We start from the raw sequence: 15,281 nt of genomic DNA on the forward strand, positions 1-15,281 counted from the left end.
ACGACCTATACGCCCTCCCGTCATAAATACGCTAAAAAATCTTAAGGAGACCCAAATGAAACGATTACTTTTTATTGGCACCCTTCTTATCTCTAGCCTCAGCTATGCCCAAGTGACTAGTTGGGAAAACTCGCCCTTTAATTACAACAATAGTCAGTACAACTACAACAACAGTTCGTATAACTACAATAACTCCCCATATAACTACAACAACAGTCAGTACAACTACAACGCCAATAATGGGGTGTATGACAACAGCGGCAATCGTATTGGCTATGAGACCCAATCACCAACTGGCGTGACTAATGTCTTTGATAACAACGGAAATCGGATTGGGTACTCCCCTAGCAAAAGACAATGATCGCCGAAATGATCATCGATACCGAGGAGTTTCTGGCGGTATTGAAAAGATTAAAGCCAAGAAAAACGACGAAGGCCTCTTTAGCTGAAGAGCTTTATATTGCGTTCTTTAATGGTGAGGCCATCTACTGCGTCAGAGGAGTCCAAACTAGATGTTTGGTTGAAAAGGCAATCAATTGGAGAGGCTATATTGAAGTCAATTCCGGGGTAGTACTGTCATTCTTGGCTGCACGTCCTGCGGGACCAACTATAAAGCTTAGCGTTCGAGGTGATGTATTTCAGATAGAGAACATTAAGGTGCCCTGTAAGACCATGCAATCCCCAGAGTGGATTACTGCAATGAGCTTTGAAGCTCACCTACATGATGATCCAAAAGCTAAACCTCACACCATCAATTTGTATTGCCCAAAATGCGGCAAGAAGCGCGGGGAATTCTTTAAACAAAAGATTGTGAAGCAAAGGGAACTGGGTGATCCACCACCCCCAAAATATCCAAGCTCTAGAAGATGTACGGCTTGTAGGCACGAATGGCTAGAATTTGCTGACGTATTATGAATAAATTACTCTTCTTGGATTTTGATGGAGTACTTCACCCAACCCACTTCGCTGGTGAAGATCCCTTCAATAGAGTTCATCTGCTTGAGGAAACTCTTGCAGGATCAAATATTAGAATTGTCATTTCTTCGAGTTGGCGCTTCACACATAGCCTTAAAAAACTTCAGAAGCTATTGCCGGACTCAATCTCCAGTCTGGTTATTGGCGTTACTGGATCACCAGTAATTGGCAAACATCCGCGCTATCAGGAGATTGTGAATTTTTTACAGTCACATGGAGCAAGCAACTGGAAAGCCTTGGATGACTCCTATTGGGAATTCCCAAGCCCTTGCCCAGAACTCATTCGCTGCAACCCAAATACCGGAATCTCAGATAAGCAGATGAAGGAGTTGAGTCAATGGATGATTACGCAATAATTACTTATTCTTAGTAAGTATTCCACCCACCAGCACCATTGGGTAGAGTCTGTATAAGTTTTCCATTGGGTGTGTAGGTGTTGTAACCGCCCGCACCACTCGGCAATGTTTGCGTCACTCCGCCATTGGGTCCATACGTGTTGTAGCCACCCGCACCGTTGGGTATGGTTTGTGTGAGCTGCCCATTCGGCGAATATGTGTTGTAACCTCCGGCGCCATTAGGTAGTGTCTGTGTCAACTGCCCATTGGGTGAGTAGGTGTTATATCCGCCAGCAGCATTTGGCAATGTTTGAGTGAGCGCTCCGTTGCGACCATAGGTGTTATAGCCACCCGCACCGTTAGGCAATGTCTGTATAGGTTGTGCCGCTACAAACTCAATGCAAGATAAAGTAATTGCAAAAACGATCGTCTTTATGTTTGAAATGCTCATAGAGCATCCGGATTTATTAAAGAAAGATCCACTTCATGAAATTGGGCCTGCAATTCTTCCGACTCTGAAAACTCATCCAATAGATACCCTATGGAGGGAGTAATTCTTCGCACGGCGTAATTGAGCATGCTCATTAACGTCTCCGATACTTAGCTCGCACTTTTTCACGCTGCACAAATGACACATGCGCAATTAATGCCTCGCTGAAAAACATAAATAAGCCGATAAAGAAGGCTTGAACTAGCCCCAAATCCAGCCCGCCCTGCTCTAGGCAATAAGCACTGATAAACATTAAGAATAGACCTAATAACTTAACCATTTTTCACCCCTTTTGTTGATATAGGTCAGATTAATGACCCACTAGCTCATGAAATGAGCTATAAAGTGATTAAAGTTATAAAAACAACAAAAGATATAACCATTAGGGGCTCTTATGAGTGATATGGAACGGCTGCACCGCATTAAGTACATGATTCAGCAGCGTAAATGCGTGCCAAGGGAAGATTTTTTATCAGAGTTAGAGGTTTCACCTGCAACCTTTAAGCGCGATCTTGAGTACCTACGAAGCCGTTTAAAGGCCTCCATTGTTTATGACCGCTTTATGGGTGGATATAAGTTTGAGAATCCAGACCAAGTAGACAAGATTGAAATGCCAGGGCTTTGGTTCTCTGAAAAAGAGGCTACAGCTTTAGTGCTCATGCAGCACTTACTCTCTTCGCTTGATCAAGGCGGACTTATTGGCCCGCATATTGAACCCTTAACCGCAATTATTGATGGCATCTTAGGTCAGAGTGAGACATCTGCCAAGGAGCTTCGTAAGCGAATAAAAGTGCTTGGAATGGGTGCGAGAAAAAATTCAATCGATAACTTCTCTGAAATTGGTGCCGCCCTACTCAAACGAAATCGCTTGGAGATTTCTTATTACGCCAAGGGGAAGGATGAACTCACGGAGAGGGAGATTTCGCCCCAGCGTCTTATCTTCTATCGTGAGAACTGGTATCTAGATGGATATTGCCACTTACGCGATGGCTTACGTAGTTTTGCAGTGGATGGGATTCGCAAGGCGACCTTAAGTAATAAGAAGGCACAAGAGATTTCAGAGAAGGAGTGCCAAGAACACTTCTCAGAAAGCTATGGCATCTTCTCCGGCAAGGCAACCCAAAGAGCCAAGCTACGGTTTACTCCTGAGCACGCAAGATGGGTTGCTGGCGAAAACTGGCATGGCCAGCAAGTTGGAAGCTTTGATAAAGAGGGTTATTTCAACTTAGAATTTGATTACAACCAAGACCCAGAGTTAGTTATGGATATTTTAAAGCATGGATCTGGAGTTGAAGTTCTAGAGCCAGCAAGCCTAAAAAATAAGATTAAGCTCGAGATAAAAAATATGTCAAAAAAATATGATTAACATCTTCAAAAAATCACTTTCCAAAGAGCGCAAGGTAGAAATTCTTACTGAGGCATACCTAGAAATGTATCGCTATGGATTGAGTGAGTTTTCTAGTGAGCGAATTAAAAGAAGGTCGCCCCATAAACCACGAGGAGGAAGTGGGCTAGACAAAAATGAGCTTTTTTCTTTTAATTTCATCTTTTTTGCTAGAGCCTACCTTGATACATCGAAGGACAAGGAACGTGAAAAAATAATGGGTGCCGTTATTGATAGCTTTTTATGGGGACTAAGCTTGCCAAATGGTTTGGATAAAAGAATCATAGCCATTAATTTAAGCATTTTTTATCAGGAAAGATTTTTTTCTGTTCTTGGCGAATATCAAAGAAATCCATCTATTGATTCACCACTGCTGCATTTAATAACTCAAAGGGTTTTCCGGTCAAAATACAAAAGCAGTATTCCTGTAAATAAGGTGCAGCTAAATAGGAGCGTCAAAAATACCCTCAGAAGTTGTAAGTGGTGTATTCATTACAACAGTCCAATACTTGAATATTAAGAGTCGTAAAGAGAAACCTTCTGGCTGCATTCATCACAGTAATACATCCCCTTTCTCTCCCAAGCCTTAAAACCTAACTTCTTTGTACACCAGTAGCAATAAAGATTTGTTGATGGGATAAATTTCCTTTCTGACAAATTTGGGGGTACAGCTATATTTTCTTCCACACTCACGCCTGAAAGCACAACATAAATTGGCTTTGGTCGAAAGTATATTAGCGTCCTCTTCCAAGCTTTAGGAATTAAACGGTGGTGAAAGATTGCATAAACACCCCATGCACCAGCCACATACAGCCCCATTAATACCCAATGCTCTGCAATCCAGCCCAATACTGCAACCGCCACTAGATAGGCGATGTAGATTCCGAGTAGAGCTAAGATATATGGCCATAGGGCAATAAGAATGAGCGCAGAAATAATTGATCCAATAATTCCGCCTGAATTATTGCTGTTGTAATCATCATAGTCAGACATGAGTTCTCCTTGGCGCCTGAGTACTCCAGTCATAAGCCAGATCTATAAAAATATTGGCCTCTTGAGACAAAAATTGAGGTGATGGAAAGATGCCAACCCTTCCTAAATCGAGTCGATCAGCATCCCAGCATGTTTGGATGGTCTTGTTGGTGGATACCTCGCCACCAGAGTGATGTCGCAGGGCATGACAAAGCTCACTTAATTGCTTTGGGGTTAGCTGGTAAAAATCGCCATGAATACCATGAGCAAATTCTGCTGCCCGCTCTCCATGCTTAGGGTCCCTACCATCATCAAAACGACAGCTGTCATGCAAAAACCCAAAGAGCTCAACTACCAATAAATCAGCCTGACGGATTTGGCCAATATTTTTTCCGTGATTGAGTACCCGCGCCCAATGGTTAGCACCATGAATACCATGCCAATCTAGCTTAAATTCAGCTTTAATCAAACCTATTAAGCCTGCTCGATCATAGTCAGACAATTTCACCACCCTTGTCTGCAAAGTCACTTATTGGCTTTTGATTGGGTTCACCATCTTTTAACTTTTGAACGTTATTTAGACCTACCCCTATTCCACCTTTGCCATTGACTGAATATGCAAAAAAAGTAATTGATATTCTTCCATAGCATCCGTCATATACATCATTAGGCTCTATCAGTGGATTTAGATCGACATCAACAATCCCCGGCTTTTCAGAAGTAGAAGTATTAATGAAGTAAGCATCAGAATAAAGTGGGTCACCCCTCTCCACATCCCCATCCTTTAAGCCATAAGGAATCATCGGCTTATTCGTAAGCTTGCTTTTGTTTAGCTCTAATACCTGAGTAAATGTGCTATTAATGTTCTCGATGGTTTTGGTATCTGATTTAGGAATAATGAGCGTTACAGAGTACTTCGGAGATTCGCCCTCAACCCAAGACATAGGTTTATATAGATGCACATTAGCAAAGCGCACCATACCAGTCACTACTTTTATATTTGTGTTTTTGCTCATGAATAAAGCTTCTCCAAGCCAGAGGCTGTTAACTTAAACATCCGATCCATCTCGGTACCTGCGCTAATAGCTGTTCCATCCGGAGTTGAAAGCGGCCAGGGTTGATTTAAATCCCAGTATTGAGGGAATAACCAGTGCTCCATCTCAGCTTCAGAGATGGTCATAAGCCACTTAACATCTGGATAGGCACCTCGAAGTAGCGCAAGCATATGAGGCTGCGAAAGACCTAACATCCACTCTTGTAATTCTTGATCTGTGGCCTCTGCTATGGGATGCCTCAACTTCAGACTAACAAATCCCTGCTCATTGGAAATCCATAGAAAAGCATTTTGCTCATACTGATCTGCTAAAGCCTGTGCATCTTGCTGGTGAATACCTAAAGCCAACATACTTAACTCATGCGGCCATTGATCATTTTTATCCCGCCCTATGCCTGGAAATATCTTTGGGCACATTGGCTGGGCATCGGCCCACATCTTTTTTTGTCTAACTTCGTTTTCCTGCTGATCCAGTACTTGGCTGAAGGGATTAAATGCCGTTAAAAAGGCTGCTGTGGAAACCTCCCACTCCATCATGAGTTTCGCCAATTGAGGTGAAGCCTTGTTTACCTGTAAGGCAATCTCTCGATCCTCAATCTGAATGACATAGACAGCCTCACGATAAGCTTTGATGAGCTTGGGAGAAATAGTTCTGATGTCTAGTTCGTTCATTTATTTCCCCAATTCACAAACATTAATCGGCGCTGCGGCTTGCTCTGGCCAACTCAAGCCCAATCCTAAGTTTCGAGCCTTTTGGACTCGAAAATGTAGCTTTAATGCGGACGAAAAATAGTACAAACGGGGATTACTAATAGCGCGCTCATACTCATGCTTTAGGGCCCGCACCGTTACTCCGTTTACCTGATAAAAATATTGCCCCTCATGTTCTATGGCTTGTGCAATATAGTTATTTTCATCCTGATATAGAGACACAGGAACTAGCTGGTTACGCAGTGCAACTAGCCCTCGCTTGATAGTTGAATTATTAAATTGGTGTAACCCAATTTTGATAGTTGTAATTTTCATTGCTCTCTCCTATTTAGCTAATTTGACAAATGTCTGGGCTTAGCAATTCGGTTTAAATCCGCCCTTTACTTATGCTTCTTTACCACTAGGTTCGCTTAGTGGATAACTGCCTCCACTACTTCAGGCTTTCCCTCTGGATTCTTTTTTTGGTTCGTCACCAAAAACTCCTTTGTTTCTAGTGCAACGATTAAATATGCATCTGTTGCAGCCCTAAAAGCCTCATGACCATCTTCTTTGCTAAAGATATAGGTAAGGCTATAGATCAAGTTGTCACCATCCTCACCATCAACGGTGATCGTATTGACTTCATCGTTATCAACAACGCGCAGCCCTCTTGTAAATTCTGGTTTTTCTCCATCGACCCAGCTCATATCGAGGCGATCAATATCAAACCTCAGGCTACGAAACAGATTATTTACAGTAAAACGGGCACCGCCTAAATATGTGTAGTCACGCATGATTTCTCCTTTGTGGATGGTATGAAGTAAGTTTAAAAACCTACAGGCTCATAGATTGAGCCTGTAGGTCATTTTTTGATCTATTGGGCCGTAAATTGCAATTAATCACTGCGGATTGCTACGCGCATTGATTTCTAGCAGGCTCGGAATTTTGATCCACCACCCCGCCTGATAGTGCCGACCTTTAGTCCGGCACTTAAAGCTAAACCACCTGCTACCAGTAGTTTTAACTGAGCTCTGATAAAGCCATTCATCAGTAATACAGATATGTCCTGACGGGAAAAAATCATGGTCTACGTAATGAAAGAGGAGCAGATTAAGCAAATACTCGCGCTGTAAAAATGAATAGGCATGAGTACCGTTTGGTCCATAACGTTGTGGACTGCACCGATCCACAATTTTCTTAGCCTGCTCAATTACTGCTTCATCTAGAATATCGGCATCAATGTAGGCGAGAAAGTTTTTATTACCTCCAATCAGCCCCCAAGTAGTCTGAATCCGCTTTGGATCTTTTGTGAAAAAAGTCATGTCATTCTCCTATTTAGCTAGTTTGACGAGATGTCGGGCCTAGCAATTCGGTATAAAGCGCCCTAAAACAAAAAACCCACCAATTGGTGGGTTTGTCGCTTTTGATTACCCACTTCGGGTCTCATCTTTTTAGCACCTTACTGCGTTAGCAGGTTGCTGTGGCGACAAAGCCATCTCTTGATGTAGATTGAATTATGCAGACTTTTAATTCATTGTGTCAAGTTGAATAATCGCTCCAAGCGCTCACAATTTTGACCATCGCAATCGTATCTTGTTCGCAATACTTGAGCATTGCACGCCTTACTACTTCTTTTCGCTCTGGAGTGGTTTGGCTATGGATAGCTTCTTTATATGCCTCTTGTGCCATTGCCCCATCACTAACCTCTAGATTTGCATAATCCAATTCAGGTGCGATTGTGGGCAGGACATCTTTGATTGACCAAGAGCCCTTCATATCAGGATGGTAGTAATAATTACGCGCTAGTGGCAGCAAATCAAAGAAGCGCTCAGGAATAGCCAATAGACCTGAAGCGAGGTGCGGAAAAGCTGTAGCCAACTCTTTAATGCGCGCACCCTCAAATCCAGCGTTGTAAACAATTACAGGTCCATCTTTAGAGACAGCCTCTATCAATGTTTTTGCAAACATTTCCCGGGGGTCATTTCCTGAAAGATCTAAAAATTCTTTATGGGCCATTGATCCATCAGTCTGCTCGATATGGCATGACCACTGAAATGGGAGTTGCATATAGGGGCGCGTGCCTGCCCAAATCGGTACTGCAAAACCAATGGTCTCAAAATCAAGGTAATAGCGTGGGTAGGGCAAGGCCTGTATTTGTGAAATTGCCTCTTGCTCCAAGATAGCATTCCCACTCAGGGTTGCCGTATGAACCTTAAGATGTTTTGGATTGCTTAAACGATCCGCAGGTACTTCGCGCAAATCTTTGTATCCATCACCCCTTAATTCCGAAGCAATTGCTTTGCCATAGGGCAAGATTTCCACTGGATACTCCACGCCCTCTTCAGGCGGAGAGCAATAGGCAATAAAGTCACAGGTAAATGGATCTGTACATTGTTCACCTGGCGCAATCGCAGGCTCAACTGTTAAAGCTAAGGTTTTTTCTGCATCATCAACCCAAGATTGCACTTGAGACATATTCGGCTTTACCTGGTTTGATAAATCGGTCTCAGTAAATAAACCTTCGTAATTTCCATCGCCTTGATAGACAAATTTATTATTGATATAAGCTAAGGCCATACTGGTTGGCGAACAACCCGCCTTCTCCATGACCCAACTTTGAACTGTTACATCATCAACATGGTAGCTTTTCACGCCAGTAGAAGATTTAACCTCCACCAAACGATATCCATCATTTTCAGGGAAGAGTAAATCTGCGCGAATCATGACATTCTCTTCAAAGAAGGCGCCTTCGAAGATTGTTTGGGGTTTCGTTACAGCCTCTTTAGTTTGGGCGATAGCCTCTGCTCGATTAAGAGTCTCTATAAAAACTCCGCCTGGATAATTCTGGCGAGCGATATCTCCAACTTTGTTGCCCTCATCAAATCTAACCTGGGTTGCTGCGCTAATTTGGAGGAGCTCAGGCCGATTTATTTGCAGCCATAGGCGTTTAGGGCACTGGCGGTGGGCAATGATCTTAGACTTGCTCAGACTTGCCATAAGATTTACTTACCTAGCTCAGGTTGATACTCGGCCCTGCCTTTTTCAAGTAAAGAATCAAATACCTTCTCTAACTTAGAGTTCGATCCCCTAATGCCAGCCACTACCGATGCCGCCCATTCAAAGTATTCCTGCTTTCTTTTGGTGTCCCAACCACTTGGGGCTGAAGCCAAGATATCCCGAAGATTGCAAATCTTATCGGCAAGTTTGACTAACTTAGCCTCATGAGATGAATGAGGGGCGTGTGCAATTTGCTGCAGCTTCCGCTCTGCCTTAGGTAGCGTCTTGTCGTCTGTCACTTCCAAAACGATTGAGGCTACGTTCTTTCCGAATGCTTTAGTTAACTCTTCAGCTGTAGTTTGGGTATCTTCAATCGTGTCATGCAATAAGGCAGCGGATAGGACATCCCAATTTAGAACACCGCCCTCGTTTACAAGAACATCAACTAATGCGATTGGGTGATTGATATATGGAGATGCTTCAACGTCCTTGCGGCGCTGGTCTCGATGCTTAGTTGCAGAAAATGCAAGGGCAGTGACAAATTGATTAATCATGATTCTTTCATTCTATAAGGTTTGTCTAGTGCCACTAGACTCCATTACAGCCTGAACACACGATAAGGCAAGTAAAGCTCATCAGGTGAGCCACTCGCCTGACTTACTCGATAAAGGGCTCCCGAGTCCAATGATCGCGCCCCTCGACCTTGCCTGTAGAGATCTTGGTTTTACGGTGCGACTCCTCTGATCTGATGGCCTCCTCAAAGGCCTTCTCTTGAGCCTCTACTTCAGCCTTATTTTTTGCTAACTCGGAAGCAGGTACGACATCTTTACTCTCAATCATCTGCTTGAGAGTTTTCATGCCTTTTATTTTTCCAACATACTCAAGATCACTCATTCGTTAATCATAATTCTTTCCCGAGTGCGTACTCGGAAAACTTTATTCAAATCCATCATCTCTAATGGGCTCATTCTGTCCAGGCAGACTCATACCGCTTGCCACCTTATAAATTGGATCCCTTGCGTTAATTTGCTCTTGTGCCCAACTTATCCAGCCACCTAGCTCTTCTTTATTTTTACGCCTTACAACCCTGTTGCTCTTTATGGCTTTTACAAACTCTCTAAGTACGGCCAATTCATTCCAGCGCTCTGCTGCATCCTTGAGCTGACCCCATTTCCAGGCATCGACCTCCTTGGCCCACTTAATGTCAGCTAGGCGCTTACGCTCTGCCTGCTCTCTGGCCTCGCTAGCCTCTCGCTCCACCCTTGCTATCTTGGCATCAAATGAAAGCTCAGCAATGAGATTTATCAATTTCCCAAGCTGCTCCTCAACGCTAGTCTTTTCAGAGTCTTTAACAATCTTCCAGCCATATATATCGTTATGGCGAATTCTTAGCTCTAACCTTCCAGATGGGATGTATTCAATATCCATCATGTATGAGTGAGTGTGCCCGCCACTAGTCCAACTCCTTTTTCTTTTCATTGGCTTTGGCGGTTTAGAACTTACTTCATAGAACTCAATTGTTACTACATCGTCATCTCTTTTAAATGCGGTAACTTCTGCATTTGAATATTTTCGATGGACACCCAGCCTATAGCCGCGGGAGAGAAATTCGTTGATGAGGGTCTGAAGTATTCGCTTTACCCGTGGAACGCTATGTGGACCAATCTGGACATCAAAGCCAGCTTTAGATTCTGACCTTCCAAATTTGGAATGGTTTTCCATCTGGAAGTCTTTGAAGGTCTTCTCGATCTCTTCATGGAATTTATTGCCCTTATAAATCTCTATGACAGGAATGGGCTCAGCAGGTTTATTTAACCTAGCCTCCATGATCGCTTTATCTCGAGTCCGCACATGTATGAGGGGATCATGCTCATTCCACCAAGGCTCTAATGGAGGCTTTTCTGACGTTATCTTTCCATGTTCCAGCTTGGCCCAGTAACCCAATGGCGGCTTTGGTACACCGTATTGCTTGCACCACTTGCCAAGGGCAACATCGGAGAGCCCAATCCGCAGCGCAACCTTAGTGGCCGGCTCAGTCCACAGGAGTTCATATATTTCAGTGCGTGTGTATGATTCTCTTTCCATCAGTAACCCCCTTCACAATGTGAAGACAATTAAAGCAAATTGTAAGGATGGAATGTGGGGGTACTTTTGGGGGTACTTAGTGAAATTCGAACTCTTTTGACCTCTTCCAAGTACCTGTATTTAGAGCAGAAAGTGGCTTTTAGTTCGATCTCCGCCGGTCCACCATTTTTAAGTCTGTAACAGTCAAACGCCACCCAGATGGGTGGCGTTTTTCTTTGATCAAAAAATCGATCATTCATATTTATAGCTATTTGATACCTATGGGTATCAAATAATTGTATTAATCAATACCTTTAGGTTACAATTAGATATATTAATTAATACCTAAAGGTATCAATATGAACAAGAAATTTGCCAACTTACAGCTCCATCAAATGGATTTATCCCTTACTAAGTTAAGGAATACTCGCCCCCCGAACCGCCCAGGTAATGGATGGGTAAAGGCTATTCGCGAATCTTTGGGTATGTCAGCCTCTGCATTGGCTCGCAAGCTCGGTGTTACACCTGCCAGCATTACCAAGCTCGAAAAGGCTGAGGCTGATGAAAAGATCACTTTAGCTAGCCTGCGCAAGCTGGCGAGCGCCTTAGATTGCGAGTTGCAATACACCCTAGTACCACGCAAATCATTAGAGAAAATCTTGGAAGATCGCGCTATTACGGTTGCGCGTGAAAGGTTGCGCCCTATTTCTCATTCGATGAGTCTTGAGGATCAGTCGGTAGATAAGTCCGCTAGTCAAAAGCAACTGCAACTACTAGCAAAAGAGATATTGGACGGTCCTAGAAGGAATTTATGGTGATGCATTTTGAATATGCGCCAGGAGCCACTCCGATTGATCCGGATGAAGCCCTTGGTCTCATCCCCAAACACATTAGCACTCAAGCTGATTTAAACGCTTGGGAGGAAATGAATATTGTCGAAGGGGCAGATTGGATTGCGCGTCAAAAGATCGCCCAAGGTTTGAATGAGGGCTTGGTACGTGAATTACATAGACGTATGTTTAATCAAACATGGCTATGGGCTGGCACGTTCAGAAAGAGCGCTAAGAGTATCGGCATTGACTGGACTCAAATTGCCGTTGTCCTTAAGAATCTTCTAGATAACACTGTCTATCAGATTGAAAACAAAGCAATGCCTATTGATGAGATCGTAGTGCGCTTTCATCATCAACTAGTGTTGATTCATGCGTTTCCAAACGGCAATGGTCGTCATGCTCGCTTGATGGCGGATGCTTTAATCGTCAGCCTTGGCGGTAAAAGATTTTCTTGGGGCGGCAATACTTTAATCGCCACCCCAGGTGCTATTCGCCAAAACTACTTATCAGCTCTACGCGCGGCAGATAAAGGCGATATCGCACCACTAATGCAATTTGCTAGGCTATAAATACTTATTTTTGAACTGTGTTCATTAATTGAATTGATAGCTCATGCCAGCCTGGAAATTGAGAGGCGCTCCAGCAAAAATCCCATCAGGACTCCGGCTGGATATATATCTCTTATTAAATACATTATTAATCACTCCAAACATTTTCCAATCTTTGTTGATGGCATAGTTAGCACTCCAATTGACTGTTGTAAAAGCAGGAACCTCGCCTAAAGTTCCAATGGCATTTTGTGCAACCGTATTTGCCGAATCCGCATACTGAGTAGAAACATAATTCAGATTAATTAAAGTATTAAAGCCATTCTTTTCGTAGCTAACACCCAAATTTGAAGTCAATTTAGGCGTGTACGGAATGCGATTACCATCTCGCCCCAAAGAGCTCGTACCAACAAACTTAGCCACCGGGATATAAGTAGCATTACCGTTAATGCCCCATCCTCCTCCGAGCGCATAAGCCAAGGACATCTCAGCACCTTGATGCAAACTTTTACCGCCATTGGCTTTAGAAATTCCGGCAGCTAAGCTCTGATTCACAATTTGATTACTGAAGTTCATGCTAAAAATAGCTGAATCATAAGTAAAAGCACCCGAGCGACCACGCAGCCCGAGCTCCGCATTAGTTGAGCGTTCTGGGGCTAACTGCTGATCAACTCCTTTGTCATCAATTGCGGTGGCTAACTGTGCTGGTGCAAAGCCTTTATAAATACTTCCATACAGCTGAGCCTGAGGAATGAGTTGCCAAGTAGCACCAATTTGCGGAATAGTTTCCACATTCCTGGCACTACCTGCTTTTCCAGTGGCAGCATTTGAACGGGTCTGGTTATAACTTTCCACTCGTACCCCAGGAATAAGGGCAAAGTCTTTGCTCAGCAAGAAACGGTTTTGCGCATAGACCGCCACTGAATTAGCCTTGTTATCCTCCTGCGAAGTGAGTCGACCAGAATAGGCTAAAGTTTTGGAACTCACTACTTGATTGATTTGAGATTCGGTATGCAAGCGCAATCCAAACTCTGCTTCATTAGAAATCCCTAGAGCCTTATAGGCATGACTTACCCGAGAATCGATGCCCAACATTTGAAACTCTCGATTTCGCCCAATCAGACAATCAGTACCTACGTTGCAGGCTCTAAAGACTGTCGATTCCTGTGTGCGTTTAACAATACTTTGCCGCCAATAATCCCTAGATAACCTACTCCAATACATCAAGGTATTGATTTTGGTCTCTGGGCTGATTTCAATAGCATGGTTGAGATCTACTGCATTTCTTTGGGTAATAAAGCGGTCATTTGGCGCTGGATTATCTCTTGAGTGAGTGCTGTACTGATTTGGACGCAGACCTACATAAGAGGTATTGATATTGTTATCGTAATGGGTGTATTTCAGACTTAACCACTGATTCTGTGCAATCTCCATTCCCCCTTTCACCAAGATGTCGTACATCTTGAAACCATTGCCTTGGTAACCATTGGACTCAGATTGAATCAGGTTTATTCCTCCAATGGCACCATTCGATGACGATTTTCCCCCTGCCTCAAGCTCTGCTAAGCGATATCCGTAATTACCCACTTTGCCAGTTAACTTAAATCCTGGAGCAGGTGTTTTGCTAAGGTAATTCACTACGCCACCAATATTGGATGGTCCATATTTCAGGCCCGATGCGCCCTTTAAAACTTCAATCCCACCGATTTGCTCTACAGGCGGGCTGTAATAGGAAGCATTGGAAATAAAGAGACTTGGTTGAATGGGGGCACCATCCTCCAACAGAAGAACCTTGGAGCTGCGACTCGGATTTAACCCCCGAATGCCAATATTTGGAATAGACCCTAGGCCACCCTCATCTCCGCGGACATTAACACCAGGAACCGTCTTTAATACATCTTGTAGGGACTGAGGTTGCAGCTCCTCCATCCTCTGTTGATTAATGACATCAACCGTACCAGGAATTTTATACAGCGCATTTTCCTCTCGCCCAACAATATCAATCCTAGGTAACTCAATATCTTGAGTATTAGCCCAAACCGAAAAGGATCCTCCATATAGCAATACAAAAGATGAAAGCCAGACTAACTGATTTTGAGGACGAAAAACTTCTTGATGCTTCATATACCATCTCCAGTGATAAAAACAAAAAATCGCTGGCTATATGCATATGAAAATGCTCTTGCTGGCTAGTAAGTTAATTCATATTTACTTCGTCAAAATGAGTTTCCCTAATTTAGTGATGCGCAATTGATATGAATGCCCATCATGCAAAATGAAGATCTGCTTTGTGCGACCCAATAAGGTTTCGCTTGGAATGCATCTAGGCAAAAGTTGATTTGATCGAATACATTTTGAATCAAGGTCTAAGATATTTTTCTCGTTCAAGTACTAGCCTTCCAAGGTAAATTGAATAGGTGTTTGAAAGCATTGCAAAGAAACCTGGGGAGGAACTATTGAAATGGGTTCAAATCTCCACTGAGCCAAAGCCTTGATGGCTGAGCGATCCAAACCCTGAAAGCCTGAGCTTTGGGTGATACCAACGTCTTGGACAAGGCCTTGCTCACTTACACATAATCTTGCAATAACCAAACCCTGCTCCTTAAGTTGTCTGCTGGCTAAGGGGTAATGGGGTTTAGGGCTGTATATAGCCTGTCTAGCTGCACCTAATGCTTGACGCCCAGCTCCCTTGCTAGCACCATGCGCATGGGATTCATTTACAGTACTGGAACTATCGCGCTCACTGCTGGAAGGTGTCTTGATTTGGGGTGCGAACAAGGATTTTTTCTGTTGAGATGGCAAGTTACTTTTACCTACTAGATTTACCATTAGAAAATCTGGAGCGGATGATGTGGACCCCGCAAATGATCCCGATAAAAGTATCAATAGTGCTAATAAATGAGAGAAAGTTACCCCTGATATTAGCAATACATTTCTAG

General features: G+C 43.3%; 24 protein-coding genes and 1 riboswitch. Of the genes, 7 read left to right on the top strand and 17 right to left on the bottom strand.

The genetic code is table 11. The features are described from left to right. Window positions 1–55: 55 nt before the first annotated feature. From ICV90_RS07705 to ICV90_RS07715, 3 genes are read left to right on the top strand one after another with little or no spacing between them, the layout of a single operon-like run. Window positions 56–361, top strand: a complete 306-nt coding sequence (locus tag ICV90_RS07705; RefSeq protein WP_215358068.1) for a hypothetical protein — start codon at window positions 56–58, stop codon at window positions 359–361. Next, a complete protein-coding gene (locus ICV90_RS07710) occupies window positions 358–915 on the top strand; it encodes a hypothetical protein (protein ID WP_215358070.1) in 558 nt (185 codons plus the stop codon). Before ICV90_RS07705 ends, ICV90_RS07710 begins: the two co-directional genes overlap by 4 nt. Beyond that, window positions 912–1,331, top strand: coding sequence for an HAD domain-containing protein (locus ICV90_RS07715; protein WP_215358072.1), 420 nt, complete (start codon window positions 912–914; stop codon window positions 1,329–1,331). Before ICV90_RS07710 ends, ICV90_RS07715 begins: the two co-directional genes overlap by 4 nt. A gap of 10 nt (window positions 1,332–1,341) precedes the next feature. On the opposite strand, the gene ICV90_RS07720 is transcribed toward ICV90_RS07715, so the two are convergent. From ICV90_RS07720 to ICV90_RS07730, 3 genes are read right to left on the bottom strand one after another with little or no spacing between them, the layout of a single operon-like run. Further along, on the bottom strand, window positions 1,342–1,761 hold the full coding sequence (locus ICV90_RS07720) for a hypothetical protein (protein ID WP_215358073.1): 420 nt from the start codon (window positions 1,759–1,761) through the stop codon (window positions 1,342–1,344). Further along, window positions 1,758–1,895: a hypothetical protein gene (locus ICV90_RS07725; protein WP_215358075.1), complete on the bottom strand. Its 138-nt coding sequence runs from the start codon at window positions 1,893–1,895 to the stop codon at window positions 1,758–1,760. The genes ICV90_RS07720 and ICV90_RS07725 overlap by 4 nt, the downstream gene beginning before the upstream one ends. Beyond that, complete coding sequence (locus tag ICV90_RS07730; RefSeq protein WP_215310583.1) at window positions 1,895–2,080, bottom strand: hypothetical protein; 186 nt, start codon at window positions 2,078–2,080, stop codon at window positions 1,895–1,897. Before ICV90_RS07730 ends, ICV90_RS07725 begins: the two co-directional genes overlap by 1 nt. Before the next feature lie 114 nt (window positions 2,081–2,194). Here ICV90_RS07730 and ICV90_RS07735 point away from each other — a divergent pair, with 114 nt between their 5' ends. Further along, window positions 2,195–3,166, top strand: a complete 972-nt coding sequence (locus ICV90_RS07735; protein WP_215358155.1) for a YafY family protein — start codon at window positions 2,195–2,197, stop codon at window positions 3,164–3,166. Further along, entirely contained in the window at window positions 3,159–3,704 is a 546-nt protein-coding gene (locus tag ICV90_RS07740) for a hypothetical protein (protein WP_215358157.1), read from the top strand. The genes ICV90_RS07735 and ICV90_RS07740 overlap by 8 nt, the downstream gene beginning before the upstream one ends. On the opposite strand, the gene ICV90_RS07745 is transcribed toward ICV90_RS07740, so the two are convergent. The 11 genes from ICV90_RS07745 to ICV90_RS07795 form a co-directional block, all read right to left on the bottom strand. After that, window positions 3,701–4,177, bottom strand: a complete 477-nt coding sequence (locus ICV90_RS07745) for a hypothetical protein (RefSeq protein ID WP_215358165.1) — start codon at window positions 4,175–4,177, stop codon at window positions 3,701–3,703. The two genes, ICV90_RS07740 and ICV90_RS07745, sit on opposite strands and share 4 nt — an antisense overlap. Next, a complete protein-coding gene (locus ICV90_RS07750) occupies window positions 4,170–4,658 on the bottom strand; it encodes a hypothetical protein (RefSeq protein WP_215358167.1) in 489 nt (162 codons plus the stop codon). The genes ICV90_RS07745 and ICV90_RS07750 overlap by 8 nt, the downstream gene beginning before the upstream one ends. Continuing rightward, entirely contained in the window at window positions 4,651–5,172 is a 522-nt protein-coding gene (locus ICV90_RS07755; RefSeq protein ID WP_215358169.1) for a DUF2815 family protein, read from the bottom strand. The genes ICV90_RS07750 and ICV90_RS07755 overlap by 8 nt, the downstream gene beginning before the upstream one ends. After that, window positions 5,169–5,882, bottom strand: a complete 714-nt coding sequence (locus ICV90_RS07760; protein WP_215358175.1) for a DUF3293 domain-containing protein — start codon at window positions 5,880–5,882, stop codon at window positions 5,169–5,171. Before ICV90_RS07760 ends, ICV90_RS07755 begins: the two co-directional genes overlap by 4 nt. Next, the gene (locus tag ICV90_RS07765; protein ID WP_215358177.1) at window positions 5,883–6,236 is read right to left on the bottom strand and encodes a hypothetical protein; all 354 of its coding nucleotides are present in this window, start codon (window positions 6,234–6,236) and stop codon (window positions 5,883–5,885) included. A 95-nt stretch (window positions 6,237–6,331) separates the two neighbouring features. Then, window positions 6,332–6,694, bottom strand: coding sequence for a hypothetical protein (locus ICV90_RS07770; RefSeq protein WP_215358179.1), 363 nt, complete (start codon window positions 6,692–6,694; stop codon window positions 6,332–6,334). 105 nt (window positions 6,695–6,799) lie between these two features. After that, a complete protein-coding gene (locus ICV90_RS07775; RefSeq protein ID WP_215358180.1) occupies window positions 6,800–7,222 on the bottom strand; it encodes a hypothetical protein in 423 nt (140 codons plus the stop codon). A gap of 91 nt (window positions 7,223–7,313) precedes the next feature. Next, window positions 7,314–7,411, bottom strand: a riboswitch (SAM-I-IV-variant riboswitch). A 28-nt stretch (window positions 7,412–7,439) separates the two neighbouring features. Next, window positions 7,440–8,897, bottom strand: coding sequence for a DUF2779 domain-containing protein (locus tag ICV90_RS10305; RefSeq protein WP_251367706.1), 1,458 nt, complete (start codon window positions 8,895–8,897; stop codon window positions 7,440–7,442). A 5-nt stretch (window positions 8,898–8,902) separates the two neighbouring features. Then, a complete protein-coding gene (locus ICV90_RS07785) occupies window positions 8,903–9,448 on the bottom strand; it encodes an HD domain-containing protein (RefSeq protein ID WP_215360426.1) in 546 nt (181 codons plus the stop codon). Window positions 9,449–9,554: 106 nt separating this feature from the next. Beyond that, on the bottom strand, window positions 9,555–9,791 hold the full coding sequence (locus ICV90_RS07790; protein ID WP_215358182.1) for a hypothetical protein: 237 nt from the start codon (window positions 9,789–9,791) through the stop codon (window positions 9,555–9,557). A gap of 42 nt (window positions 9,792–9,833) precedes the next feature. Then, window positions 9,834–10,982 carry a hypothetical protein gene (locus ICV90_RS07795; RefSeq protein WP_215358185.1) on the bottom strand — a complete coding sequence of 383 codons (1,149 nt, stop codon included), beginning with the start codon at window positions 10,980–10,982 and terminating at the stop codon, window positions 9,834–9,836. A gap of 338 nt (window positions 10,983–11,320) precedes the next feature. Between ICV90_RS07795 and ICV90_RS07800 the strand changes: the two genes are divergently transcribed. Then, a complete protein-coding gene (locus ICV90_RS07800; RefSeq protein ID WP_215358187.1) occupies window positions 11,321–11,779 on the top strand; it encodes a mobile mystery protein A in 459 nt (152 codons plus the stop codon). Further along, complete coding sequence (locus tag ICV90_RS07805; RefSeq protein ID WP_215358189.1) at window positions 11,773–12,363, top strand: mobile mystery protein B; 591 nt, start codon at window positions 11,773–11,775, stop codon at window positions 12,361–12,363. The genes ICV90_RS07800 and ICV90_RS07805 overlap by 7 nt, the downstream gene beginning before the upstream one ends. Window positions 12,364–12,387: 24 nt before the next feature. Here ICV90_RS07805 and ICV90_RS07810 read toward each other — a convergent pair whose 3' ends face one another. The 3 genes from ICV90_RS07810 to ICV90_RS07820 form a co-directional block, all read right to left on the bottom strand. After that, the gene (locus ICV90_RS07810; RefSeq protein WP_215358196.1) at window positions 12,388–14,466 is read right to left on the bottom strand and encodes a TonB-dependent receptor domain-containing protein; all 2,079 of its coding nucleotides are present in this window, start codon (window positions 14,464–14,466) and stop codon (window positions 12,388–12,390) included. 84 nt (window positions 14,467–14,550) lie between these two features. Beyond that, the gene (hemP, locus tag ICV90_RS10375) at window positions 14,551–14,730 is read right to left on the bottom strand and encodes a hemin uptake protein HemP (RefSeq protein WP_371743832.1); all 180 of its coding nucleotides are present in this window, start codon (window positions 14,728–14,730) and stop codon (window positions 14,551–14,553) included. Between the two features lie 3 nt (window positions 14,731–14,733). After that, complete coding sequence (locus ICV90_RS07820) at window positions 14,734–15,120, bottom strand: energy transducer TonB (RefSeq protein WP_215358199.1); 387 nt, start codon at window positions 15,118–15,120, stop codon at window positions 14,734–14,736. Between the last annotated feature and the right edge of the window lie 161 nt (window positions 15,121–15,281).

Origin of the sequence: Polynucleobacter sp. JS-JIR-II-b4 (genome assembly GCF_018687815.1) — a bacterium.
Lineage (GTDB): Bacteria > Pseudomonadota > Gammaproteobacteria > Burkholderiales > Burkholderiaceae > Polynucleobacter.